Origin of the sequence: Hymenobacter canadensis (assembly GCF_027359925.1) — a bacterium.
Classification (GTDB): Bacteria; Bacteroidota; Bacteroidia; order Cytophagales; family Hymenobacteraceae; genus Hymenobacter; species Hymenobacter canadensis.
Map to the genome: position 1 here is coordinate 3,802,411 of NZ_CP114767.1, position 25,090 is coordinate 3,827,500.

At 60.5% G+C, this 25,090-nt stretch carries 16 protein-coding genes; 7 read left to right on the plus strand and 9 right to left on the minus strand.

What is annotated here, in order from left to right; all coding sequences use genetic code 11:
- Positions 1–200 precede the first annotated feature (200 nt).
- The gene (locus O3303_RS16325) at positions 201–1,853 is read right to left on the minus strand and encodes a TldD/PmbA family protein (RefSeq protein ID WP_269559447.1); all 1,653 of its coding nucleotides are present in this window, start codon (positions 1,851–1,853) and stop codon (positions 201–203) included.
- A 113-nt stretch (positions 1,854–1,966) separates the two neighbouring features.
- On the opposite strand from O3303_RS16325, the gene O3303_RS16330 reads away from it, so the two are divergent.
- Positions 1,967–2,269, plus strand: coding sequence for a GIY-YIG nuclease family protein (locus O3303_RS16330; RefSeq protein WP_269559448.1), 303 nt, complete (start codon positions 1,967–1,969; stop codon positions 2,267–2,269).
- A gap of 84 nt (positions 2,270–2,353) precedes the next feature.
- On the opposite strand, the gene O3303_RS16335 is transcribed toward O3303_RS16330, so the two are convergent.
- The 7 genes from O3303_RS16335 to O3303_RS16365 form a co-directional block, all read right to left on the minus strand.
- Positions 2,354–3,688: a TldD/PmbA family protein gene (locus tag O3303_RS16335; protein WP_269559449.1), complete on the minus strand. Its 1,335-nt coding sequence runs from the start codon at positions 3,686–3,688 to the stop codon at positions 2,354–2,356.
- A gap of 145 nt (positions 3,689–3,833) precedes the next feature.
- Positions 3,834–5,480, minus strand: coding sequence for a TldD/PmbA family protein (locus tag O3303_RS16340; RefSeq protein WP_269559450.1), 1,647 nt, complete (start codon positions 5,478–5,480; stop codon positions 3,834–3,836).
- A 228-nt stretch (positions 5,481–5,708) separates the two neighbouring features.
- Positions 5,709–7,184, minus strand: a complete 1,476-nt coding sequence (locus tag O3303_RS16345) for a RagB/SusD family nutrient uptake outer membrane protein (RefSeq protein WP_269559451.1) — start codon at positions 7,182–7,184, stop codon at positions 5,709–5,711.
- Positions 7,185–7,222: 38 nt separating this feature from the next.
- The gene (locus O3303_RS16350) at positions 7,223–10,492 is read right to left on the minus strand and encodes a SusC/RagA family TonB-linked outer membrane protein (protein ID WP_269559452.1); all 3,270 of its coding nucleotides are present in this window, start codon (positions 10,490–10,492) and stop codon (positions 7,223–7,225) included.
- A gap of 402 nt (positions 10,493–10,894) precedes the next feature.
- Positions 10,895–11,950 carry a 5-methylcytosine restriction system specificity protein McrC gene (locus O3303_RS16355; protein ID WP_269559453.1) on the minus strand — a complete coding sequence of 352 codons (1,056 nt, stop codon included), beginning with the start codon at positions 11,948–11,950 and terminating at the stop codon, positions 10,895–10,897.
- Between the two features lie 11 nt (positions 11,951–11,961).
- Positions 11,962–13,266 (minus strand): AAA family ATPase, encoded by a 1,305-nt coding sequence (locus O3303_RS16360; protein ID WP_269559454.1) that lies wholly within the window; start codon positions 13,264–13,266, stop codon positions 11,962–11,964.
- Positions 13,267–13,387: 121 nt separating this feature from the next.
- Positions 13,388–13,510 (minus strand): hypothetical protein, encoded by a 123-nt coding sequence (locus tag O3303_RS16365; protein WP_261990109.1) that lies wholly within the window; start codon positions 13,508–13,510, stop codon positions 13,388–13,390.
- Positions 13,511–13,665: 155 nt separating this feature from the next.
- Here O3303_RS16365 and O3303_RS16370 point away from each other — a divergent pair, with 155 nt between their 5' ends.
- Together O3303_RS16370 and O3303_RS16375 are read left to right on the plus strand one after the other, a co-directional pair.
- On the plus strand, positions 13,666–15,069 hold the full coding sequence (locus O3303_RS16370; protein WP_269559455.1) for a hypothetical protein: 1,404 nt from the start codon (positions 13,666–13,668) through the stop codon (positions 15,067–15,069).
- Positions 15,070–15,255: 186 nt separating this feature from the next.
- Positions 15,256–17,745 carry a M1 family aminopeptidase gene (locus O3303_RS16375; protein ID WP_269559456.1) on the plus strand — a complete coding sequence of 830 codons (2,490 nt, stop codon included), beginning with the start codon at positions 15,256–15,258 and terminating at the stop codon, positions 17,743–17,745.
- An 82-nt stretch (positions 17,746–17,827) separates the two neighbouring features.
- Here O3303_RS16375 and O3303_RS16380 read toward each other — a convergent pair whose 3' ends face one another.
- Positions 17,828–19,915, minus strand: a complete 2,088-nt coding sequence (locus O3303_RS16380; protein ID WP_269559457.1) for a sigma-54-dependent Fis family transcriptional regulator — start codon at positions 19,913–19,915, stop codon at positions 17,828–17,830.
- Between the two features lie 206 nt (positions 19,916–20,121).
- Here O3303_RS16380 and O3303_RS16385 point away from each other — a divergent pair, with 206 nt between their 5' ends.
- The 4 genes from O3303_RS16385 (at position 20,122) to O3303_RS16400 (ending at position 24,889) form a co-directional block, all read left to right on the plus strand.
- Complete coding sequence (locus O3303_RS16385; protein ID WP_269559458.1) at positions 20,122–21,462, plus strand: TolC family protein; 1,341 nt, start codon at positions 20,122–20,124, stop codon at positions 21,460–21,462.
- A 122-nt stretch (positions 21,463–21,584) separates the two neighbouring features.
- Positions 21,585–22,016 carry a universal stress protein gene (locus O3303_RS16390; RefSeq protein WP_269559459.1) on the plus strand — a complete coding sequence of 144 codons (432 nt, stop codon included), beginning with the start codon at positions 21,585–21,587 and terminating at the stop codon, positions 22,014–22,016.
- A 118-nt stretch (positions 22,017–22,134) separates the two neighbouring features.
- On the plus strand, positions 22,135–23,247 hold the full coding sequence (locus O3303_RS16395; protein ID WP_269559460.1) for an HlyD family secretion protein: 1,113 nt from the start codon (positions 22,135–22,137) through the stop codon (positions 23,245–23,247).
- A gap of 70 nt (positions 23,248–23,317) precedes the next feature.
- Positions 23,318–24,889: a DHA2 family efflux MFS transporter permease subunit gene (locus O3303_RS16400; RefSeq protein ID WP_269559461.1), complete on the plus strand. Its 1,572-nt coding sequence runs from the start codon at positions 23,318–23,320 to the stop codon at positions 24,887–24,889.
- The last annotated feature ends 201 nt before the right edge of the window (positions 24,890–25,090 follow it).

Below are 25,090 nucleotides of genomic sequence, written 5' to 3' on the forward strand. Positions count from 1 at the left end.
GGCGCCGCCGTAATATTTGGAAAAGCTAATAAAAAAACCGCCCGGAAATGTCCGGGCGGTTTGGTGGGTCGGCCTGAAGCGTATAAGGCCGTCATGCTGAGCTTGCCGAAGCATCTCTACCGCTTCGTCTAAACGACTGAGTTAGACAGAGGTAGAGATGCTTCGACTTCGCTCAGCATGACGTTCTGTGAACTGCAGCCTTAAATCTTCCTTGCCGTGTTGATAACGTTGACGCCGTTGAAGCGGGTGGTGGCAGAGCCGTGGCTCACGGCCGAGCTTTGCGAAGGCTGGCCTTTGCCGTCGTTGAAGAAGCCTGCCAGCCGGTAGTCGGAGGCGTCGCAGGAGCCAGCGCAGCTGTTCCAGAACTCCAGCGTGTTGGTTTGGTAAGCCACATCCTCGAGCATGCCCGTGATTTTGCCTTTCTCGATGGCATAAAACACTTGCCCGCCGAACTGTGAGTTGTAGCGCTGCTGGTCGATGCTGAACGAGCCGTTGCCGGCAATGTAGATGCCCTTGTCCACCTTGCTCACCATGTCGTCGACGCTCATCTTGGTGGGGCTGGGGCGCAGACTCACGTTGGGCATGCGCTGGAACTGCACATCGCGCCACGACTGCGAGTAGCAGCAGCCGTCGGACTCGGTCTGGCCGACCATAGCGGCCTGGTCGCGGATTTTCTCGTAGTCCACGAGCGTGCCTTCCTTGATCAGGTCCCACTCTTTGGTTTTCACGCCCTCGTCGTCATAGCCCACGGCGCCCAGCGAGCCGGGCTGCAGCTTATCGGCCACGATGTTGACCTGCTTGGAACCGTACGGCGTGCCTTTGGCTTTCCACTCCAGCGTGGCGAAGCTGGTGCCGGCGTAGTTGGCTTCGTAGCCCAGCACGCGGTCCAGCTCCAGCGGGTGACCTACGCTTTCGTGAATGGTCAGGCCGAGGTGATGCGGGTCGAGCACGAGGTCGTACTTGCCGGGCGTCACGCTCTTGGCGGTCAGCTTCTGCTTTACCTGCTTGGTGGCGCGTACCACGTCTTCCAGGATGTCGTAGGAGTTGCGGTAGCCGAACACGTCGGACCCTTCGGGGCCGGCAATCTTGTCTTCCGCTTTGGGCGTCAGGTACTCGTAGCCCAGGCCCATGGGCGCGCTCAACGACTGCCGCGAGCGGAACTTGCCCGAAGCCCGGTCGATGGCTGTGACGCCGAACGTGGGCCAGATGCGGTGCACGTCCTGGTCGATATAGGAGCCGTCGGTGCTGGCGAAGTACTTCTGCTCGTTCACCTGAAACAGCACCGAATTCACGAACGAAGCGCCGTTGTCGAGGGCCTTGGCGTTGGCGTTCAACAGCAGATCCACCTTGTCTTTGATGGGCACGGCGAAGGCGTTCTGCTGAATCGGGGCCTTCCAGCTCACCTCGCCAAACCCGCGCTGCGGCGCCAGCTGCACGGGCTGCTTCTGCACCTTGGAGTTGGCTTTGGCAATCTGCACGGCTAGCTGCGCGGCCTTGGCCATGCCGGTCTCGGTCACGATGTTCGTGGAGGCAAAGCCCCAGGTGCCGTTGGCAATGACGCGAATACCGGCGCCGTAGCTCTCGGAGCTGACGATGTTCTGCACCTGCTTTTCGCGGGTAAACACGCCTTGGTTCAGATAGCGCCCGATGCGCACGTCGGCATACGTAGCCCCTGCCGATTTCGCGGCATTCAGGGCCGCATCCGACAGCCGCTTCTTAATGGCCGGGTCGTCGGCCGCATCCAGCAAACGGAGCGGATCTACGGTCAGGCCTTCGCCGAAACCGGGAATGGAAGGCAGCAGCAAACCGCCAGTAGCCAGGCCCGTAAGGCCTACAAAATCACGTCTTTTCATGGGAGGAAGGATACTGTCATTCCGACGAAGGAGGAATCTGAGTTATACTTGGGAGTACGATTTTACCCAGATTCCTCCTCCGTCGGAAGAACAAGATTCGAAAGCAAAAATCGATGCGCTACCACCACTATTTCGTTTACATCGTCACTAATCCCAAGCGTACCGTTCTTTACATCGGCGTCACCAACGACCTGGCCAGAAGACTGGAGCAGCACATCGAAAACGAAGGCCGGCAACACACTTTCGCCGGTCGCTACTTCTGCAATCTGCTGATGTATTGGGAAGCCTTCGGCGACATCAAACAGGCAATTGCGCGGGAGAAAGAAATCAAGGGGTGGCGACGCGAAAAAAAGGATGCGCTGATAGCTGCACATAACCCGGAGTGGCGGGATCTGCACTCCGATATCATCGGGTAATTGTCATTCCGACGAAGGAGGAATCTGAGTAAAAACGTTCAACAGTTTCACCCAGATTCCTCGCTCCGCTCGGAATGACAGTGCTTACACCGCGTCCGACAGGCTCGTGAACGTGAAGTCGCGGATTTTCAGCGGGGGCACGAGGTTGCCACCCACGCGGACGGGCTTGCCGATGGCTTCCAGGTTGTTGAGCATGATGATCGGCGACTCGTTGAAGCGGAAGTTCTTCACCGGGTGCTTGATGCGGCCGTTTTCGATGTAGAACGTTCCGTCGCGGGTGAGGCCGGTGTAGAGCAGTGTCTGTGGATCGACGGGGCGGATGTACCACAGGCGCGTCACGAGGATGCCTTTGGCGGTGCCTTTGATCATGTCCTGCACGCTTTGGGTGCCGCCTTCCATCACCCAGCCATCGGGGCGGGGCAGGTCGGGAATGCCGGCTTTCTGGGCCCAGAACCGCGACGAGTACAGGTTTTTCACTACGCCCTTTTCAATCCAGGTGGTTTTCTTCTGGGCGCGGCCATCGCCGGAGAAACCGAGGCTGGCAATTTCGGGGTTGCTCGGGTCGGAGTAGATGGTTACCCGCTCATCAAAGAGCTTTTCGCCCTTCTTGTTACCGCCACCTTTTTTGCTCAGAAACGAGCGGCCTTCGTCGGCGCTGCGGGCGTCCATGGCGCTCATCAGGGCCTGCAGCAGCGAGGCGTCGGTGTTGGCGACGAGAGCAGCCGGCTCCAGAATCACGGTGTATTTGCCGGGCTCCAGGGCCTTGGCATTGCGCGACATGGCGGCCTTGTCGGCGGCTACGCGGGTGAGGGCGGCGGCATCGAACTTGCCAGAGTCGTTGTAGTCGGCGGTGGCGTAGCCCGAGCCGGTGCCGTCGGGCGTGCGCACCGTGATGCTGAACTCCAGGTTAGTGAGCTGCTGGTAGGCTTCCAGGCCCTTGCTGTTGCGCTTGGCAATGAAGGTGGCGCCGTCGTTGAGGAAGGCCGCCGACGAAAGCTTCTTCTCGTCGCAGATTTTCATGCTGGCTCCCACCTGCTGGGCGCGGTAGTCGGGCGTAATGCCGGCCGTGCTGGCCGCGTATGACTTGGGCGCGCCCACGTACTGCTGGGCACCCAGCAAAGGCATGTACTCGGGGCTTTCGGGGGCGAGGCGCGCAATTTCTTCGGCCCGCTGCACGCAACGGCGCAGGGTGGCATCGTCGAACTCGTTGCAGGTGGCCACGCCGCTGCGCTTGCCGAAGCGCGCTTCCACGGCCAAGCTCACGTTATCCACGGCGCCGCTGGTGCTGATGGAATTGCGGGCCGAACGAACGTTGCCGCCGGTTTCGCCGGTGAGCGTGGCTTCACACTCGTCGGCGGTAGCAAAGCCCAGTACCTTTTTCAGGATAGCCTGCGCCTCGTCTTTGGAAAGAATTGCCATATGGTTGATGTGCTGATGTTGGATGAGTGGATGGGCCAGCAGACCGTCATGCAGAGCGCAGCGAAGCATCTCGCCAGCGTAGTAATTCTACCACACTAGCGAGATTCCTCGCGCTGCTCGGAATGACGTTCTGCTGAGAGTCGCATTATACTTTCCGGGCCGTATTGATGACGTTGACGCCGTTGAAGCGGGTGGTGCTGGAGCCGTGGCTCACGGCCGACACCTGTGAGGGCTGGCCCTTGCCGTCGAAGAACGAGCCGAACAGCCGGTAGTCCGACTGGTCGCAGATGGCGTTACAGCTATTCCAGAACTCCTGGGTGTTGGCCTGGTAGGCCACGTCCTCAATCATGCCGGCTATTTTGCCTTTCTCGATGGCGTAGAACACGGTGCCGCCGAACTGGAAGTTGTAGCGCTGCTGGTCGATGCTGAACGAGCCGCGGCCGGCAATGTAGATGCCTTTTTCCACCCCGCGTACCATGTCGTCCACGCTCATTTGCGAGGTGCCCGGCTTGAGGCTGATGTTGGCCATGCGCTGGAACTGCACATCCTGCCACGACTGCGCGTAGCAGCACCCGTCGGAGTGGTCCTGGCCGACGATGGCGGCCTGGTCGCGGATCTTTTGGTAGTCCACGAGCTTGCCTTCCTTGATGATGTCCCACTGGCCGGTTTTCACGCCCTCGTCGTCGTAGCCCACGGCGCCCAGCGAGCCGGGCTGCGTCTTGTCGGCCACGATATTGACCAGCTTGGAGCCGTACGGGGCGTTCTTAGCTTTCCACTCCAGCGTGGCGAAGCTGGTGCCGGCGTAGTTGGCTTCGTAGCCCAGCACGCGGTCCAGCTCGGTGGCGTGCCCGATGCTTTCGTGAATCGTGAGGCCCAGGTGGTTGGGGTCAAGCACGAGGTCGTACTTGCCGGGTGTCACGCTTTTGGCCGTGAGCTTTTCCTTGGCCTGCTTGGCGGCCAGGGCGGCATCTTCCAGGATGTCGTAGGAGTTGCGGTAGCCTACCAGGCCGGTGCCGGCGGGGCCGTTGATGCGGTCAGCGGCCTTGGGCGTGAGGTACTCGTAGCCGAGGCCCATAGGCGCGCTCAGGGCCTCGCGGGTGCGAAACTTGCCGGTGCTGCGGTCGATGGCCGTGGCGCTGAACGTGGGCCAGATGCGGTGGATGTCCTGGTCGATGTAGGAGCCGTCGGTGCTGGCGAAATACTTCTGCTCGTTGATCTGGAACAGCGACGAATTCACGAACGACGCGCCGTTGTCGAGGGCCTTGGCGTTGGCTGCCAGCAGCAATTCCACCTTCTCCTTTACGGGCACCTCGAAAGAGTTCTTCTCGATGGGCGTCTTCCAGCTTACCTCGCCATAGCCGTTTTGCGGCGCCAGCTTCACCTGGTCTTTCTGCACCTTGGCATTGGCTTTGGCAATCTGCACGGCCAGCTGTGCGGCCTTGGCCATACCGGCCTCGGTTACGGTGTTGGTGGAAGCAAAGCCCCAGGTGCCGTTGGCAATAACCCGGATACCGGCCCCGTAGCTTTCCCCGCTGGCAATGTTCTGCACCTGCTTTTCGCGGGTGAAGATGCTCTGGTTGAGGTAGCGCCCGATGCGCACGTCGGCGTAGGTGGCGCCGGCCGATTTGGCCGCGTTCAGGGCCGCATCCGCCAGCCGCTTCTTGATGGCCGGGTCTACGGTTTCCAGCAGCCGCAGCGGATCAACGGGCGTGGCGCTCAAGCCCGGAATGGCAGGCAGAAACAGGGCGCCGGTTGCCAGGCCGGTGAGGCCCACAAATTCGCGTCTTTTCAAAAGAGTAGAGGTTTGGTGATGGAGAGTGGGAAGGGCAGGATGAGCAGAACCTAGGATTATCTGCGACTTAAGGACGTTGATGATAGGTGGAGGCTGCACAGGCCCAAAACCATCACTGGAGTTGTTGCGCTGCGGCGGCTGCCTGCCGGCATTCAGGCCTGACAATATTCAAAAAAAGAGGCTTCCTATCGGTAAGGAAGCCTCTTTTTCAATCAAACCAAAGACTCATTAGTAGCCGTCGTTTTGTACCATCAGACCGTTGGTCTGAATCTCTGCCGCCGGAATTGGCCATACGTAGCGTGGGTCGGAGGTGGGGATTGCCGGAACCGAGCTTTTGGCCGGAATAGGCAGGTAGAGCCGCATAATGTCGATGTTCCGGATGCCTTCCCCAACAAACTCAATCCGACGCTCCAGCAGAATAGCATTAATCAGTTCCTGCTGAGAAATGGTTGCCGGGTAGAGGCTGCCGTTGGAGCGGCCGCGTACTGCGTTCAACAAGGCCAGGGAGCGAGGAATATTCGCGGCACCTGTGCGCGCCAGGCCTTCAGCTAAATTGAGCAGTACCTCGGAGTAGCGAATCACCGGCGACTTATCGAGGTACGGAGTGCCGCTGGCGTACTTACGCAGGTAAGAGGCGCCGCCCGAAACAAACACGAAGCTCGTTCTGCGGGCATCAGTGGCTGCCCACGCGGCGTTGCCCAAGATGCCACTGGTATTCAGGAAAAATTCGCCGTTGCCAACGGGCGTTGGCGTGAAATATCCAGCCAATTGGTTCTGAACACCAGGGGCGTTCTGCGCCGTGAATGGAAAGCTGAAGATGCTTTCCGACGTCTCTTGCGGAGAGGCGAATACGGTAGCAATAGAAGCATTCAACGCATGAGGTACACCAGTGGTGGCCGTGAAGGGTGCCGACGCCGAAACGATTTTGTTGGCTTCCGTCACTACATCAGCGTAACGCTGCATGCTCAGCAATACTCTCGTTTTGAGGGCAATGGCGGTGTTGCGGTGTGCCCGCGTCACGTTGGGGGCCGCTGCGGCGTTGCCGGTGTAGGTGAGAGGCAGGTTAGCTTCGGCAAACTGCAGATCAGCCAGAATCTGCGTGTACACTTCAGCTACAGTGCTACGGGCCAGTTCATTGCCCGCCAGGGTGGTTTCGGCCTGCAGGCGGAGCGGTAGGCCCAGCTTAGTGCCCCCGCCGTCGGCGTATGGGCGGGCGTAAAGTTGCAGCAACGAGTAGTAGCTCAGGGCGCGTAAGAGCCGCGCTTCGGCTTTGTACTGTTCGGCAGTGGTGGCGAAGGTGGCCGGGAAGACTGGCGCCACGAACTTGGCCGTATTGGCCTCCAGACCGGCCAGAAACACATTGGCTTGGTTGATGGCCTGATACGCCGCCGACCACAAATTCACTACATCATTCTGCGACGTGGGCGTCAGGGCGTGGGCCCATACGCCGAAGGCCGTTACGCTGTTGGTGGTCCGGTTGATGAAGTCATCGGCCCGAACGTCACCGTACACGATGTAGCGTCCGCCATAAAAGGCTCCGGTCTTGACGAAGCCGTACAGGTTATTTACCTGCAGTTCAATGCGTGCGGGTGTGTCGAATACAACCTGGTCGGAGATGAGCGTCTGGGGAATAGGGTCCAGATCAGCATCATTGCAGGCAGTTGTTCCAAGTCCTAGTAGGGCTGTGCAAAAAGCAGCCGCCAACTTATTTCTGAGTGTGATATTCATCGAGGAGTACGATTTTAGAAACCAATGTTAAGACCCACGGTGTAGGTGCGCGCCTGCCCGATGGAATTGCGGTCAACGCCGGCTCCTGAGTTGCTGCCTCCATTGGTTGAAATCTCCGGGTCGATACCCGAGTAATTGGTCAGCAACGCCGCATTCTGAACCTGTGCGTAGAACCGGGCGCTGCTCATGCTGAAGCGCGATATCAGGTCTTTGTTCAGGGTGTAGCCGAGCGCTACGTTGCGTAAGCGGACAAAGTCACCCTTTTCCACGTTCGACGACATGACCAAGGCCGACCCGTTGGAGACGTTGTCGTTGAATACCACCCGGGGCCATGATCCACCCGTGTTTTCCGGCGTCCAGCGGTCCATGATATCCGCTTCATTGTTCCAGAAGCGCTGGTCATGCAGACCCGCCTTGGTACCGTTGTAGATGTAGTTACCGCCCGAATACTGAATGAAAACGCCCAGATCGAAATTTTTGAAGCGGAAGCTGTTGTCCAGGCCACCATACCATTTCGGTATCGTCGGGCCGTAGTACTCGCCGTCAGCCTGCTGGTTTGGTGCCGGAGCAGCCAAACCATCGTCTACGAAAGTCCAGCCAGTGCCGGCCCCCTGGTGGTTGTACTGCACCTCCCGCACGGCAGTAACTTGGCCATCGGCCCCGCGGATTTTCTTGAGGAATTTGCGCTGGCCATTGGCCGAGTTGATACCCGTGGTGGGAACTGCCAGAATGCGCCCAATAGAACCACCTACTTCCGTGAAGTTCACTGTTTCAAGGCCGGAGGTAGCCGTGCCGATGCGCTGGCCTTGCGTTACCAGGGTGAGCACCTCGTTTTTCTGAGTGGTGAGGTTGCCGCTCACGGTCCAGGAAAAATTGGTGCCCTGGATGGCGTTATAGCGCAGGTTAAGTTCAATACCAGTATTGCGCATCGAGCCAATGTTTGCCGCAATGGAGTTGATATTGGTGAGGTCACCCGGACCGGTTGAGCCAGCTGGAATACCGCGGGAAGGAGCAGTTGGCGCATCCAGAATCAGCCCGTCCACTAAGTTGCGGTAGTAAGAGAAGTCGCCTGTTATCTTGTCTTCCAGCAAACCGAAGGTCAGGCCTACATCGGTTTTCTTACTGGTTTCCCACGTCAGGTTGCGGTTGCCGGGGCGCGAGAAATACAAGGTAGGCGCTGCCGCATACAAGCCGGAGCCATACGTGGCCAACGAGACAAAATCGGAAATGCCGTTGGCATTGCCCACTTCCCCGTAGCTACCCGTAAATTTCAGGAAGCTAACCGTGTTGGCGAAAGGCGCATCCTTCCAGAATTCCTCTTCCGAAATGATGTAGCCGGCGGAGGCACCGTAGAAGTTACCCCACTTCTTGGCCCAGGCGGAGTACCCGTCGCGGCGTACGTTCAGCGAAACCAGGTACTTCTTAGCGAAATCGTACGTGAAGCGGCCGAAGTAAGAGTTCAGGAAGTTCTCCCCCTGGAAATTGCCTGATGCGGTAATGTTGGTGTAGTTGCCCTGGAACGTGTTGAAGAAGATGTCGGCCACCTGGGTCCGGTTAGCTCCCCAGCGCTGAATGTCCGTCTTCTGCTGTTCAGTGCCCACCAGCAAGCCGAAATTATGGTTCTCGCCCAGAGTTCGGTCGTATTGTACCGTGTTCTGCCAATTCCAGCGCTTGTTGGTGCGGTAGAAGTTGGAGGCCGAGCCGCCGGTAGAGAAACCGTCGCCCGCCAGTGAGGTGCTGAACGATTTGTCCTCGAAAGCCAGGTTGTTTATGCCGTAGTTGGTGCGCAGGTTCAGGCCCGGCAGCACTTCCCAGTTGGCGTACACACTGCCCTGGATTTCGTTGCCTTCGGACGTGAAGTAGTTGTTCTCCAGGTCTACAATTGGGTTGTAGTAGCCCGGAATCAGCGGGGAGTAGGTCAGCGGGCTGGTGCTGGCTGGCAGCGGGTTCAGGTTGGCTCCGGCACCCACGTTGGCCGTGTTCGGCGTCAGGTTGGGCGTACCATCAGGGTTGCGGGCCGGAATGTTGGGCGGCAGCACGAGGGGCGCGCGTCCCAGGCCCGCTACGCTGAAGGCGGCATCACCCACCGAACCGGAGTTTGGCGAGGAATTGCGGCTGTTGGAGTAGCTGACGCGGGTACCAACTGTGAAGTTTTTGTAGACGCGGTGGTCGATGTTCAGACGCGCCGACATGCGCTTGAATTCGTTTTTCTCCAGCATGCCTTGCTGGCCGGTATAGCCCACGGAAGAGTAGAACGTGGTTTTTTCGGTGCCGCCGGAGAAGCCTACGTTGTTGGAGTGCGAGATGCCGGTGCGATACACTTCGTCGTACCAGCGGGTATCTATTGTGTTTCCACTGGCATCCAGAGAGGGCCGGAAAGCGCCTTCCAGGTTGTTGGCAACGCCCCCTACCGCCCGGCGGTTTTCGTTCAGGTTGCGGACGGCCTCATTCTTGATTTCAATGTACTGCTCGGCATTTAATAGGTCGTAAAGCCGTACGGGCCGCGATACGCCCACCCACGAATCCAGCGTGACCTTGCTCTGGCCGCGCCGGCCTTTCTTGGTAGTGATCTGAATAACGCCACCCGCGGCACGGGAGCCGTAAATGGCGCTGGCCGCAGCATCTTTCAGGATTTCAACACTCTCAATATCATTAGGATTGAGATTGCTAAGCGGGTTGTTGGCCACGTTGGCTACTGCCGACTGGTTGCCACTGTAGGCCGGAATACCGTCGATGACATACAGCGGATCTGAACTCAGGTTGATAGAGTTCACGCCGCGGATACGCACTACCGGCGGGTTGTTCAGTACCCCGTTTGGGGTAGTGATGTTCAGGCCGGGCGCTTGGCCTTGCAGGGCTTGTTCGAAGCTTTGCACTGGCTTTTGCGCCAGTACTGCACCTTTGACCGAAGAAATAGAGCCCGTTAATTCGCGTCGGTTTTGGCCACTTCCGTAGCCTACTACCACTACTTCATCGAGACCTGTGGAAGCCGTGCTTAGCGTCAGGTCAACGGCGGTGCGGGTGCCAATGGCTACTTCGCGCGCCTCATAACCAATAGACGAGAATACCAGCGTGCCGCTCGTAGCAGGCACCGACAAGCTGTAGTTGCCGTTAGCATCAGTAGCGGTGCCCTGCAAACTGCCCTTGACCACAACCGTAACGCCTGGCAGGCCCGTGCCATCGGCGCCGGTTACCTGGCCCGTAACAGTCCGAGCCTGAGCCAGTGCGTCGTGGCTGGTTAGAGCAATTATGGCAAGAGGTAGAGAAAGTAAGTGTTTTCTCATGCGAAAAAGGTAAGGAATGAAAAATGGCAAATAAAATGCCTTTGAAGAGAAATATCAATGGTTTTAGCAAGTATAAGTCATGAAATTGATAATACAAACGGCAGTTGACAATAAAACCGAATGATTGTTATTTTAGAATACTGATAGAGAAAACTAACTAACTCACCTCCGGAGTATCGGAAACAGGTTGGGTTAAAGTGAATATATATTGCGCAAGCAGATAACAGTTTAATATTACTTGTGATAAAATAGTTAAAAATTAAGTTGATAAAATTATAATATAATGTCTGAAAAGTAGCTCGTAGCCGATAATAGCATTATGCTGGGGCTGTGGCTTAGGCAGTGTGGTATAAAGCAGAAGGTGTAAACTAATATATTGCCACCTAGATAGTGCAGGTTAGATCATAATGATTTGCACCCAGATGAGGGCTCCAAGAGCTCCAGAAGATCTGCTGCAATACCTTCCCACGGCTGGGCCAAGTCCAGCGTGACGACGCGCACCGGGTGGCCGCCGAGCGTATAGCGTACATCCAGGGTTTGGGCGGCGGCCGGATAGAGTAGAATACCTTCCAGCTGCTGGCCAGGCTGCGCGGGCTGGTTCTGCAAGTAGGCGTAGAGTTGGTAGAGGTGGGGCGAAATCAGCTTCTGCTGGTCGTAGCGCGGGCGTAGGGCGGCGGCGTAGTATTTGGTGTCGAGAATGATTTTGCGTTCCGGGCTTTCCAGCGACGTGTCCGTAATCATGGCCGGCAGCAGGGCCAGCGCTTCGGCAGTTTCGGCCTCGGCCTGCCATGCAATAGTCTCCGACGACACCCGGAACTGCCGCTGCTCCAGGCGGTAGAAGTTGCGCACAAATTGCTCGAACAGTTGCGCCATCAGCCGCTCGTCGCGGCGGAAGTCGCGGAAGCGGGGACGGCCGGTGGCCTCGGGCGTGGGCAGGGCGCTGATATGAATCAGCTCACACACATTCAGTAGGAAGGCGGGCAGCCCGATGTGCCGCAGCCGGCGCACAGCCCGCAGGCTGGCAACCGAAAGCGGCAGCGGCTCTAAGGCTGCCGGAAACCGGCGCAGCGTCAGGCGCAGCTCGTGGCGGAGGGAAGCAGGCAGGGCCTGGGTGCGGGCCAGCTGCTGCAAGGTGCCCAGCAGCAGCTGGCTGAATGGGGTGGCGGTGTTCAGCTCGTCATAGGTACACACGGCGCGGCCCCGGGGCAGCAGGTTGCGCGCCAGGGTAGGAGCCAGCAGCAAACGCCCGCGCAGCTCGGTCAACTCTTCGGTGCGCTCGGAGTAGCTCACCGGCAGCCCCTGGCGCAGCAGCCGGCGCGCCCCCGTCAGGAGCACGTGCGCCAGCAGCTCCAGCGGCCTATGAAACGGCGTGGCCTCCACCGCCCGCATTTCGGCCGGTTCCGGCAGCCGGTTCCAGGCGTAGCAGAGTAGGTAGTAGAGGTTCTGAATCGGAATCATCCTGCTTCTTGTCAGGCCAGGAGCTTCTTTTTCTGGGCGGCAGCTTTAGCAGGTTGGTCCAGCCAGTAGTCGTCAAGTAGCGGCGCTATTTCCTGCTCCAGAATCAGCGTGAGCCAGGCGTCGGCGGTGGCTGGGTCGGTAGGAGGCAGGCAGAAGTAGCTGTGGCCGAGGCAAAATTCCGGGCCCAAGTCGGGGTCGTCGGTGATGGTCTGGTTGAGGGCCGTGAGGCGCTGGGTGAGGCGCTGCACCACGGCGGCCGGCACTCCCTGCGCCGCCAGAAACGTCTGCAGCGGCGCCCCGAACTCCGGCTCCAGCTCCACGAAGGCAAACCGCCGCCGCAGCGCGTAATCCAGCGGCGCGAGGCTGCGGTCGGCCAAGTTCATGGTGCCGATAAGAAAGACGTTTTCGGGCACGAAAAAGCGGGGCGAATCCGCCGGGCTGTAGGGTAGGCGCACGGCGTGGGCCGGGCCGCGCTTGTCGGCCTCCAGCAGCAGCAGCAGCTCGCCGAAAATGCGGCTCAGGTTGCCGCGGTTCAGCTCGTCAATCAGCAGGAAGTAAGGCCGCTCCGGGTCCTGGGCGGCGCGGCGGCAGAAATCGGGCAGTACGCCGTCCTGCAGCCGAAACACGCCTTGCGCATCGGGCCGGAAACCCTGCACGAAGTCCTCGTAGCTGTAGCTGGGATGAAACTGCACCAACTCCACGCGGGCGGCATCGGTGGCGCCTAGCTCCAGCCAAGCCAGGCGGCGCGCCAGAAAGGTTTTGCCGGTGCCAGGCGGACCCTGCAGAATCAGGTTGCGGCGGCGGCGCAGGCCGGCCAGCGCTGCCTCCAGCCGGTCTTCGGAAATAAACAGTTCCTGCAGGGCCTGCTCGCGGCCGTACGGCTCGGCAGGCAGCGTGTAGGTGGTTGTGGGCTCGTGGGCCAGCGTTGCCGGCTCGGCGGTGGCTACAGGCTTCGGCGGTTTCGGAGCGGCTTCGGGGCCTACGTACAGCGCCTGCATTTCCTGCTGGGCGGCCACGTCGCCATCTAATGGCGAGTTGGATAGGGTGGGGCGTTTGGTGGCAATGGTGAAATCGAGGCGCTCCAGCACGCGGTTGGTGGGCGCGCCGGCTGCCAGCGGCCACGCGGCCTCGGGCTGCCCCAGTGCCAGCCGAAACGCCAGCTGCGCCACGGCCCGTGGAGCGTAGCGTCGGCCCCGGTACACCAGGTCGTAGACGGTGCTCAAGGGCATGCGCGGGCCTTCGCGGTCAAGCTGGCGCAGGGCGCGCAGCACCTGCTCGCGGGTGAGCTGCGTGGGGTCGGGGTGGGGAGTGGGCATGCGGGTCTAAAGTACGGGCAAAACAGCGGCGGGCCGAATTAAATGCGGTTGGCCGGGCGGTTGGGCACACAAACGCCCGGCCTCCTGTATGGAAGCCGGGCGTCCGGGAATGCGGGGCAGTTTACTTCTGCTGCGTGGTTTTCTTCTTGCCGTCGGGCTTGTCCTTCACCGTCTCCTCGTTCTTCTTTTCGTCGCGCTTGGTTTCTGGATCGGTATGCTTGGGGGTGGTGGCAGTCTGGGCCATGGTGGTATAGCTTAAAGTGAGTGAATGCGCTGGTATACGCGGGTCGCCTCATCGGGGCTACCAAAAGCCGGGATTTTATGGCCCCACACGCCGCAGTTTCGGGCTTCTGTCTACCTTGAGGCCTCGTTGTATTCCTTTATCTTGATTTGCTCATTATGATCGTAATTACCCGTTTCCTCTGCGTGCTGACCGCCTTGTTGCTCACGGCTGCCACCGCTACCGCGCAACAGCTGCGCCCTGAAACCGATTCGTTGGGCCAAGTGCTGCAGCGCGCCCGGCAGCTGCGCAAGCCGGTGTTCCTGTTTTTTTCGGCGGCGCCCGCGCCCGCGCCCGGCAAGCTCACGAAACAGCAGATAACCCAGCGCTACAACTCCGGCCTCGATGATGCGGCCGTGGTGCAAGTGCTGCAGCAGGAGTTTCTGGTGGTGAAGGCAAACATGAGCGAGCCCGTGGGCCAGCGCCTGGCCCGCCGCTACGCCGTCAGTACCTTTCCTACTTACCTCTACCTGCACCCCGACGGCACGGTGCTGCACCGCAGCTACAGCAACACTCCGGACGCCGCCCGCTACCTGCGCGACATCGACACATTTCGGCAGAAGCTGGCCAGCCCTGACAACCTGAGTGCGCTGGAGCAGCGTTACGCGCAAGGAGAACGGGCCCCGGAATTTCTGCGCCAGTACATAGAGGCGCGGCGGAGTGTGGGCGCGCCCATCAGCCCGGAGCTGCTGGACCAATACGTGCGCGAGCTGCCCATCAAGGCGTTTGAGCGGTTGGAGCAGGTGATGTTCGTGTATGAATGCGGACCGCTGGTGGACAGCCGCGCCTACCGCCTGGCCCGTCTGAACCAGCGCCTCGTCGACAGCATGTATGCCACGCTGTCGTTGCCCCGGCGGGTGGCACTCAACAAAGCCATCATCTCCAATACCATGCTGGCGGCCATCAAGGCCAAAGACGACAAGCTGGCTGTGCAGGGCGCCAACTTTGCGCAGGGCAGCTGGCAGGCGTCGCGCAACTACCAGATGGCGGCGCAGGCTTACAGCGGCAACATGCTGCACTACTACAGCGCCGTGAAAGACACCACGCGCTATTTGCCCATGCTTACCAACTTCTACGAGCGGTTTTACATGAACACGCCCGCCGACACGGTGCGCAAGTGGCAGCAGCGCCAGCAGGCCGTGCGCAACCCGTTCCAGAACGATCTGCCGTACCCCAACCTGGCCCGGCCCGACTCAGGCGTGAAGGTGCACATGATGCCTCCCACTGTGCAGTTCGATCCGGTAGCCGCCGACCTCAACAATGGCGCGTGGGCTTTGTACAAGTCGGGAACCCGGCGCAACAGCTACCTGATGCAGGCGCTGCGCTGGAGCCAGCGTTCCGTAGCACTGGACCCCAGAGCCGCCTACTATGATACCATGGCGCATCTGCTCTACGCGCTGCGCTTTCCGGCCGAAGCAGTAGCCACGCAGCAGCGGGCTGTAGCGCAAGCCAGGCAGGCCAAAGAGCCAGTTGATGGGTTTGAGCAGACATTGCGCAAAATGAAGGCTGGCACGCTGGACTGATTCTATAAGCCGGCGGAGTAAGTGAATATACGGTTCGTAAAATATTAATTGTATAGTACCTTGCTTTGCATACTACCGATTGATATGTTTGCAGCAGTAATCCCTGCTGCATAGCAAACCTAGCGGAAGCTGCAGCCTCCGCGCCAATGCGGTGCCCTTGCTTTCCCTTCCCATCCTTCCCCAATCATGAAAAACCTGCTTACTGCTGCCGGCTGCGTGCTGGCTACCACTGCGGCCCTGGCCCAACAGGCTCCACCCACGCCGCCCGCCAACCCGGCCCTGCAGATCTACCGCGCCTCCGCCACCAAGGTCAACGACCTGGTGCACACCAAGCTCGATGTGCGCTTCGACTACGCCAAGCGCTACCTCTACGGCAAAGAGTGGGTGACGCTCAAGCCCCACGCCTACGCCACCGACTCGCTGCGGCTCGATGCCAAAGGCATGGACATCAAGCAGGTGGCGCTGGTGAACGGCCAGCAGCTGACGCCGCTGAAATTTGACTACACCGACCAGAACAACCTGCGCATCTACCTGGGCAAGGCCATGGCGCCCGGCACCAGCTACACCGTCTACATCGAGTACACGGCCAAGCCCGACGAGTTGAAGGTGCAGGGCAGCGCGGCTATTTCCGATGCCAAAGGCCTGTATTTCATCAACCCCGACAGCGCTGTAGCCGGCAAGCCCGTGCAGATCTGGACTCAGGGCGAGACGGAAGCTTCATCGGCGTGGTTTCCGACCATCGACCGGCCCAACCAGAAAACCACCTCGGAAATCAGCCTGACGGTGCCCAGCAAGTACGTGACGCTCTCCAACGGCGCGCTGGTGAGCCAGACGCCCGCCGGCGCGGGCCTGCGCACCGACACCTGGAAGATGGATCTGCCCCACGCGCCCTACCTGTTTATGATGGCCGTCGGCGACTTCAAAATCTACAAGGAAACCTGGCGCGGCAAAGAGGTGAGCTACTACCTGGAGCCCAAGTACGCGCCCTTCGCCAAGCAGATTTTCGGCAACACGCCCGACATGCTGGAGTTCTTCTCCAACCGCCTCGGCGTGGAATATCCGTGGAATAAATACGCCCAGGTGGTGGTGCGCGACTACGTGAGCGGGGCCATGGAAAACACCTCGGCCACGCTGCACGGCGAGTTTGTGCAGATGACTGACAAGCAGCTGCTGGACCGCGAGTACGGCAATGAATCGGTTATTGCCCACGAGCTGTTCCACCAATGGTTCGGCGACTACGTGACGGCCGAAAGCTGGAGCAACCTCACGGTGAACGAAAGCATGGCCGACTTCTCCGAAGGCCTCTACGCCGAGCATAAATACGGCGCCGACGCCGGCGACTCGCATAACCACCGCAACCTGCGCAACTATCTGCGCAGCGCCCCCGATGCCCAGAAAAACCTCGTCCGCTTCCACTACGCCGACAAAGAAGAGATGTTTGACCTGGTGAGCTACCAGAAGGGCGGTGCCATTCTGGACATGCTGCGCACCTACCTCGGCGACGACGTGTTTTTCGCCGGCCTGCAGAAATACCTGCAGGACAATAAGTTCGGCAACGGCGAGGCCCACCAGCAGCGCCTGGCCATGGAGGCCGTGTCGGGCCAGGATCTGAACTGGTTCTACAACCAGTGGTACTTCGGCACCGGCCACCCCATCGTGACTATCGACTACGCTTGGGATGCTGCCCAGAAGGTGCAGTCCGTGACCGTGAAGCAGACCCAGCCCGGCACGCCGTTTCAGCTGCCCTTCGCCATTGATTATTACGTGAACGGCCAGCCCCAGCGCCAGCGCGTGATGATGACCCAGGCCACCCAGACCTTCACGATGCCGCTTTCGGCCAAGCCGAACCTGGTGGACGTGGACGCCGAGAAAACGCTGGTGTGGCAGCAAACCGACAACAAGCCCGTGGCCGAGTTTGCCTACCAGTATGCCCATGCCCCGCTCTACGTGGCGCGCCGTGAGGCCCTACTGGCCGCCGCCGCCAAGCAGGACACCGACGCTGCCGCCCGCAAGCTGCTACTGGCCGGCCTCAACGACCCGTTCAACAACTTGCGCATGGTGGCCGCCGAGCGCCTGAAGCTCGATAACAAGGCCATTGCCAAGGAAGCCGCGCCGGCGCTGCGCAAGCGGGTAGCCACCGAAAAAGACCCGCACGCCCTGGCTACGGAACTCACGGCGCTGGCCAAGATCAAGGATAAGAAGGACGAGAAGCTGTTCACCCGGCAGCTCAGCGCGCCGTCGTACACGGTGCAGTCTGCGGCGCTGCAGGCGCTGGGTGAGGTGCAGCCCGCACTGGCCCTGACCAAAGCGCAGGCGTTGGAAAACAGCGAAGAGGCGGGCATCAGCCAGGCCGTAGCCAGCGTGTACAGCCAGCACGGCGGCGACGCCCAGTGGGCCTACGTCCGCAACCGGTTCGATGCCGCCGAAGGTCAGGGCAAGTTCGGGTACTTTGAGGGCATGGGCGCTATGCTAACGCGCCTCAACGACCCCAAGGCCTTCGCCGAAGACGTGGAGCGCCTGCGCGACTTGGCCATCAAGTACAAGCGCTACGGCGCCGATGAGCCCGTAATTGCCGCTTTGCAGGCTGGTGCCAAAGCCCAGGCCGGCAAGCCCGCCGCCGCCGCCAACCAGGCCGCCGCCGAAAAGGCCATTACCGACATTCAGGCTGCCAAGTAAAGCAGCCGGTACGAAAACGAAAAGGCCGCCCTGCGCAAGCAGAGCGGCCTTTTTGCATTTACTGTAATGAACTGGATTGAGCTCACTCACCCGCTTCCACCGTGCGCCGGATACCCAACTTTTTCATGCGGGCTTCAAGGGTTTTGGGGTTGATGTCGAGCAGGACGGCGGCGCCGTTGGGGCCGCTGACCCGGCCGCCGGTGCGGTGCAGCGCCGCTAGGATATGGTCGCGCTCCTGCTCGCGCAGGGTTTTGAGTGGGCCGCCGGCTTCGGATGCGGCGGGCGCGGCCTGGGTGGCCGCTGCAAAGCCCTGAAACTCCAGAAACGGCCCCTGGCTGACTATCACGGCCTGTTCCAGCACGTGCTCCAGTTCGCGCACGTTGCCGGGCCAACCGTACTGCTGCAGAGCGCGCAGGTCCCGCTCACGCAGGCCGCGCACGGGCTTACCCATCTGCTTGGTGAACCGCTCCAAAAAATGCCTCATCAGGGGCTCAATGTCTTCGGTTCGCTCGCGCAAAGCCGGCAGCCGGATCGGAAACACGTTGAGGCGGTAGTAGAGGTCGGCGCGGAAATGCCCGGCGGCCACTTCCTCTTCCAGCACGCGGTTAGTAGCTGCAATGACGCGCACATCAGCCCGGATGACGCGCCGCCCGCCGATGCGCTCAAACTCCTTTTCCTGCAGCACCCGCAGCAGCTTAGCTTGCAAATCAAGCGGTAGCTCGCCCACTTCATCCAGGAAAATGGTGCCGCCATCGGCCAGCTCAAACTTACCGATGCGCCGGTCGTGGGCTCCCGTAAACGCACCTTTCTCGTGCCCAAATAGCTCGCTTTCGATGAGCTGGGCCGGCAGTGCGGCGCAGTTGAGTTTGATGAGGGCGCGCTCCTTGCGCGGCGACAGGTTGTGCAGGGCCCGCGCTACCAGCTCCTTGCCGGTGCCGGTTTCACCCTGAATAAGCACCGTAGTATCGGTAGGCGCCACCTGTCGGATGCGGGTCTGCACCAGCTGCATCACCGGGCTGGTCCCGATGAAGTCCTCAAACTTGGCCGTGGTGTTGATTTCGTCGAGCAGGTAGGTTTTTTCGCGTTCCAGCTGGGCGCGCAGGGCCTCAATCTGCTCAAAGGCAAACAGGTTGCGCATGGCCAGCGTGATTTGCGGCGCTAGGCCCGCCACCAGGTCCAGGTCGGCGGTGGTGAAGGCATCGGGGCGGCGGCTGGCCAGCACCAGTACGGCGGCCTGGGTGTCGTCGGTCCAGAGCGGCACGCCCAGCATGGCGCGGGTGCCGTTTTTCTCCATCGTGTACTGCAGCATGCGGTAGCGGCGGGCGGCCAGCTCGTAGTCGGGGCCGGTAAGCAGCAGCGGCTGCGAGAAGATGCCGAAGGTTTCGCGCTGCATCTGCTCGCGGTCGGCTACCCCGTCCCAGCGGCTTTCGGCCAGTGGCGCAAACGTGCCGTCGGGCTGCTTGGCAAACTCCGCGAAGCCCTCCGTGGCCGTTTCCCGCCGCTGAATGCGCAGCCCGAAGTAGTCGAGCGGCACGATGCGGTTGATTTCCTCCGCCACCGTCTGAAACAACGCCTGCCGGTCTTTGCTGCTCAGCAGCACGTTGGTCACCGACAGCTGCACTGATTTTTCCCGCTCGCGCCAGGCTATTTCCTCGAAGGCCAGGGCATTGTTCACGGCCACTGCCACCAGGCTCCCGATTTTTTCCAGCAGCGCCAGGTCGGCAGGCAGTAGGGCCGGGGGGCGCCGCGCCGCCATGCACAGCAGCCCGATCAGCTGGCCGCCGGTGCGCAGCGGCACGACCGTCAGGTAGTGCACCTTGCGCTGCCCCAGCAGTACAAACGGCATAAAATCCGGGTAGTCCGCCGTCAGCTCCCGGATGTCGATCTGCTGCACCCGTGGGTCGCGCACGAACAGCTCAGTCGGGGAGTTTTCCACCGGCATCATGCCGGCTGCATTTTGCGGCATCGGGTAGGGTACCTCGCCCAGGTAGTCACGCATGAACAGCCGCTTGTAGCGCTGGGCGCTGTCGAGCGTGATGATGGCAATCATGTCGAACGGAAAAATCAGCCGCAGCTTCTCCGTTACCAACTGAAAGAGCTTGTCTTTGCTGCGCGTGGTAGCAATGGCCTCGTTGAGGTACAGCAGCAGCGACTCTTCTGATTGGGGCATGGGATTTTGCTGAAATAGCAGGAATTATTTTCAGGTAATCCTGATATAGCAGGAAAACGCACTGCCGGGGAAATAGTTTTTACTGTCGGATGAAAAAAATAATAGGCATTTAAAGCGCTCGGAAGGAGTATTGTGATAGATTAAAACTGTTTTAATGATTTGGCACTGGATTGGGTAAGGGCTGCGTACCATCAAGCTGTAACCCGATGCTTTCCCGACCTCAATTTGCTGCTTCACTCCTGACGCTAGGCCTGCTCACTGCCGCTGGCACCGCGCAGGCCCAGGTACTGTCCGATTCGCTGACCTTGGATGGCACCATCCGGTCGGTGCTGGAGGCCAACCCGGCCATCACCACGCTGGAAGAAGAAGTGAATGCCGCTACCAGCCGCGTGACGCAAAGCCGCGGCGGCTTCCTGCCCCAGATTACGGGCACCGCCACCTACACCCGCATCGATCCGGTGGTGCAGGTGCAGCTCAGCCCCGACGCGCCGGCATTTCAGCTGGCGCCCAACAACAACTACGACGCCCACATCACGCTGCAATACGGCCTGCTGGATTTCGGCAAGAAGGACGCCACCTACAACTTGGCCGAAAGTCGCCGCCTGACCGCCGTTGACCAGATCAACGTCACCCGCCGCGACCTGGCGTATTCTGCTGCGCAGTCCTACTATAACATTCTGTTTGTGCGCGAAAGCATCAAGGTGCAGAACGCCCAGATTGCCTCGCTGCAGCAGCACAAGCGCGAAATGGAGAAGCGGGTGGAAGGCGGCGTGAGCACGCGCTTCGACGTGACGACCACCGATGTGCGCATCACCCAGGCCCAGAACACCAAAATCGACCTCGAAAACCAGCTCCGCAACCAGCAGGTACAGCTGGCCCGCCTGCTGCACAAGCCCGAGTACGCCGACGTGCCGGTACGCGGCACCTTCGCCTACCAGCCCACGGCCATCGACCTGAACCAGGCGCTGACGCAGGCCAACGAAAACCGCCCGGAAGTGAAGCTGGCCCGCGACGCTGAGCAGACCGCCAACCTCAACCTCAAGCTGATTGAGCGCGCCAACACGCCCACGCTGGGAGTAGGGGCGCAGTTGGGCGGCAAAAACGGCTACCTGCCCAACCTGGAGAAGTTCCGGCCCAACTCGGTGGGCGTGGTGCAGTTCTCGATGCCGATATATGATGGGGGCAAAAACAAAAACCAGCGGGTAGAGGCCCTGGCCAACATTCGCGGCTCCCAGGCCCGCATCCAGGACACGCAGGAGCAGATCCGCGCCGACGTGCGGCAGGCGGTAAATAACCTGCAGTCGAGCACGGCCCGCTACGACAACGCCCAGCTGCAGATCAGCCAGGCCACCGACGCCCTGACCCGCGCCAAGGCCCGCTACCGCTACGACGTAGGCACCAACCTCGACGTGCTGGACGCCGAAACCTCGCTGGCGCAGGCCCGCCTGGCGCGGCTGCAGGCCATCTACAACTACACGCTGGGCCAATACCAGCTCAAGCGCGCCACCGGCGAGCAAATCTGGGCCGGTACGGCACCTGCCAAGTAGACGAGTAACTGAGTAATGGAGTAACTGAGTAGAGGCTTTTTGCTGAATCAGAACGGCCTGCTCATCTATTCAATACTCTGCTAATCAATTGCTCAGTTACTCCATTACTCAGCTACTCTCTGATGACCATTGCCACCGTTCTTTGCCCGGTTGACTTTTCGGAAGCTACGGCTCCGCTGGTAGCCTATGCGGCGGCCCTGGCCGCCGGCACCCACGCCGAGCTGCGCCTGCTGCACGTGCTGGAACCGCAACCCGTGCTGGAAAACCTGCCCGATGTGGCGCTGGCCCAGCAGTTGGCCCATTATCATGCGCTGGCCACGGCCGCCGGGGCGCGCGTCAGCACCGCCGTGGTGCACGCCCCCGATGTGGCCCAGGCCATTGTGGCCGAAGCCCGCCAGCATCCCGCCGACCTCATTGTTATCGGGGCGCACGGCCGCACCGGCCTGAACCGGTTTCTGATGGGCAGCACCGCCGAAACGGTGGTGCGTACTGCCGTCTGTGTTACGCTGCTGGTGAAGTCGCCGGCCGCCACTCCTTACCGGGCCTCGGCTTAGTTGTTAGGTGTCAGGTTGTGGGTTGTCGTTTTGAACCCTGACAACTGACAACCAGCAACTGACAACTTTGCCGGCAACCAACCACTGACAACTTCAAAAAACCTCCTTTCTATTCCAAATGGCAACTCCCGTTCAACAAGATCCGGCCGTAGCTACTCCCCGCCCCGCTGCTCCCGCTTATGAGCCCGCCGTGGACGAACAGCCGACCGGCCGCTCCAAGCGTCCCATCATCCTCATTATTGTGGCCCTGGTGCTGCTGGTTGGCGGCTATTTTGGCTGGCAGCAATATCAGTTCGGCCTCAGCCACGAAGAAACCGACGACGCGCAGGTGGAAGGTGACGTGTACCCGATTCTGCCGCGCATCGGTGGTCCGGTGGTAGAGGTGAAGGTGCAGGACAACCAGGCCGTGAAAAAAGGCGACGTGCTCGTGACCCTCGACCCCGCCGACTACCAGCAGCGCGTGAATGCCGCCGAGGCCGCCCTGGCCGCCGCCCGCGCCAACGTAGTGGCCGCGCAGGCTGGCGTAGGCACGGCCCAGGCCAACGTAGGTAGCGCCCAGTCGGCCATCGGCGTCAGCGACGCCAGCCGCTCTCGCCTCGAAAAAGACCTGAAGCGGAGTGCCTTCCTGCGCAAAGAAGACATCATCCCGCAGAGTGAGTACGACGCCGTGCAGGCCAACCTGAAATCGACCAGCGCCCAGCGTTCCACGGCCCAGCAGCAGGTGCGCGTAGCCCAGCAGCAGGTAGCGGCCGCCCGCCAGCAGATTGCCGTGGCCGAAGCCGTGGTGAAGCAGCGCCAGGCCGACCTTGATAATGCCAAGCTGCAGTTGAGCTACACCACCATCACGGCCCCCGGCAACGGGGTGGTCAGCAAAAAGGGCGTGCAGCCCGGCCAAGTAGTAAGCCCCGGCCAGCAGATGATGGGCCTGGTATCCTCCGAGCAGACCTGGATCATCGCCAACTTCAAGGAAACCCAGCTGGGAGATATGAAAGTAGGCCAGCCCGTGAACGTGGAAGTAGACGCCTACCCCAATCAGGAGTTTCAGGGCCACATCGAGTCGCTGTCGGCCGCTACCGGCGCCCGCTTCGCCCTGCTGCCCCCCGATAACGCCTCCGGCAACTTCGTGAAAGTAACCCAGCGCGTGCCCGTCAAAATCGTGCTCGACAAACCAGACCCCGAACACCCCCTCCGCGCCGGCATGAGCGTGGTAGCCACGGTGAAGGTAAAATAGTGCCTGACGTTTGGGTGGTATAAAATCAGCCCGACCGAAGCACTAAGCACCAACAACTAAGCACTATTAGATGGAAACCGGATTAACGAAATGGATCATCGTGGCGACGGTGGTGCTGTGTACGCTGCTGGAGCTTATCGATACCAGCATCGTGAACGTGGCCCTGACGCAGATGATGGGCAACCTCTCGGCCACCCAGCAGGAAGTGAGCTGGGTGGTGGCCTCCTACGGCATTGCCAACGTCATCGTCATCCCGATGACGGGCTTTCTGGCTGAGCAGTTCGGCCGCCGCAACTACTACCTCTTCTCCGTGATTCTGTTCACGCTGGCCTCTATGGCTTGCGGGCAGAGCACCAACATCTGGGAGCTGGTGGCGTTCCGCTTCATCCAGGGCATTGGCGGCGGTGCCCTCATGGCCACCTCGCAGGCTATTCTCATTGATACGTTTCCGCCCAAGCAGCTGGCCCTCGGGCAGGCGCTGTTCGGCATGGGCGTCATCATTGGTCCCACCATCGGCCCCACGCTCGGTGGCTACATCGTCGATAACTACTCCTGGCCCTGGATTTTCTACGTCAACGTGCCCGTGGGTATTGTGGCCGCCTTCTGCACCGTGCTCTTCATTCGTGACCCGGAGCGCATCAAAAATGCCATTCCCCGGCCCCTGCGCGACATCGACTGGGCCGGCATCTTCCTGCTTATCCTGGGTGTAGGCTCCTTGCAGCTGGTGTTGGAGCAGGGCGAACGGGAAGAGTGGTTTGAAAGCGCCTACATTCTGGCCTTCACGGCCGCCTCTATTATAGGAGTGGTCGGCTTCATCTGGCGCGAGCTAACCGCCGAACAGCCTATCGTGGATCTGCGCGTGCTCACCAAAAGCCGTAATCTGGCTGTAGGCGCGTTCCTGTCGTTCATTCTCGGGTTCGGCCTGTTCGCCTCCGTCTTCGTGTTCCCGATCTTCTGCCAGCGCATCCTCGGGTTCACCGCCGCCCAAACCGGCCTTCTGCTGTTGCCCGGCGCCCTGCTGTCGGGCTTCATGATGCCCATTGTAGGCAAGATGATCCAGAAAGGAGTGCCCCAGAAGTTTATGCTGCCCATCGGCTTTGGCGTCTTCTTCATCTTCTCCTATTGGATGAGCCGGCGCATTACGCCCTTGGCCGGCGAGAGTGACTTCTTCTGGCCCCTGATGCTGCGCGGCTTCGGTCTGGCCTTGCTGTTCCTGCCCATCACTACCATGTCGCTATCGGGCATCAGCGGCAAAGATGCCGGCCAGGCCGCCGGCCTCACCGGCATGATCCGGCAGTTGGGCGGCTCGTTTGGCGTCGCTTTGGTCGGTACTTATATAGAGCGCACCTCCTTCCACAACCGCGTAGCCCTGCTGCCCAACATCTCCCTCTACGACCCCGAAACCCAGCAGCGGGTACAAGGCCTCACCGCCAGCTTCGTGGCCAAAGGCGCCTCCCTGATGCAGGCCCAGCAGCAGGCCTACGCCGCCCTGGAAGGCATGCTGATGAAACAGACCGCCATCATCACCTACGGCCAGACCTTCCTGCTGATCGGGCTGTTCTTCCTGGCCTGCCTGCCGCTGGTGCTCATCGTCAAGCGCGCCCGCCCCGGCGAAAAGGTCGACTTGAACGCAGCCCACTGAGCCCACGACATACCATTAGTATAGAGTAGCGTGTTTGGGCCGGCGGTATCGCCTGACTCTATCCGCCCAGTCACAGACCTGCTCAGCACAGTTTGCGGCAATGTGCGGTAATGTTTGCTAACAGGTAAGAGTCGTTACTGAGGCTGTGCCAGACAGCCGGTCAAGTTTTTAAGTACGAAGCCTCATAGCCATTCCTAAGCC

Coding starts and splice junctions, on each gene's coding strand:
- O3303_RS16325 (WP_269559447.1), bottom strand. CDS start 1,853: ATGAAAAGACGTGATTTTGTAGGCCTTACGGGCCTGGCTACTGGCGGT.
- O3303_RS16330 (WP_269559448.1), top strand. CDS start 1,967: ATGCGCTACCACCACTATTTCGTTTACATCGTCACTAATCCCAAGCGT.
- O3303_RS16335 (WP_269559449.1), bottom strand. CDS start 3,688: ATGGCAATTCTTTCCAAAGACGAGGCGCAGGCTATCCTGAAAAAGGTA.
- O3303_RS16350 (WP_269559452.1), bottom strand. CDS start 10,492: ATGAGAAAACACTTACTTTCTCTACCTCTTGCCATAATTGCTCTAACC.
- O3303_RS16355 (WP_269559453.1), bottom strand. CDS start 11,950: ATGATTCCGATTCAGAACCTCTACTACCTACTCTGCTACGCCTGGAAC.
- O3303_RS16360 (WP_269559454.1), bottom strand. CDS start 13,266: ATGCCCACTCCCCACCCCGACCCCACGCAGCTCACCCGCGAGCAGGTG.
- O3303_RS16365 (WP_261990109.1), bottom strand. CDS start 13,510: ATGGCCCAGACTGCCACCACCCCCAAGCATACCGATCCAGAAACCAAG.
- O3303_RS16370 (WP_269559455.1), top strand. CDS start 13,666: ATGATCGTAATTACCCGTTTCCTCTGCGTGCTGACCGCCTTGTTGCTC.
- O3303_RS16375 (WP_269559456.1), top strand. CDS start 15,256: ATGAAAAACCTGCTTACTGCTGCCGGCTGCGTGCTGGCTACCACTGCG.
- O3303_RS16380 (WP_269559457.1), bottom strand. CDS start 19,915: ATGCCCCAATCAGAAGAGTCGCTGCTGCTGTACCTCAACGAGGCCATT.
- O3303_RS16385 (WP_269559458.1), top strand. CDS start 20,122: ATGCTTTCCCGACCTCAATTTGCTGCTTCACTCCTGACGCTAGGCCTG.
- O3303_RS16390 (WP_269559459.1), top strand. CDS start 21,585: ATGACCATTGCCACCGTTCTTTGCCCGGTTGACTTTTCGGAAGCTACG.
- O3303_RS16395 (WP_269559460.1), top strand. CDS start 22,135: ATGGCAACTCCCGTTCAACAAGATCCGGCCGTAGCTACTCCCCGCCCC.
- O3303_RS16400 (WP_269559461.1), top strand. CDS start 23,318: ATGGAAACCGGATTAACGAAATGGATCATCGTGGCGACGGTGGTGCTG.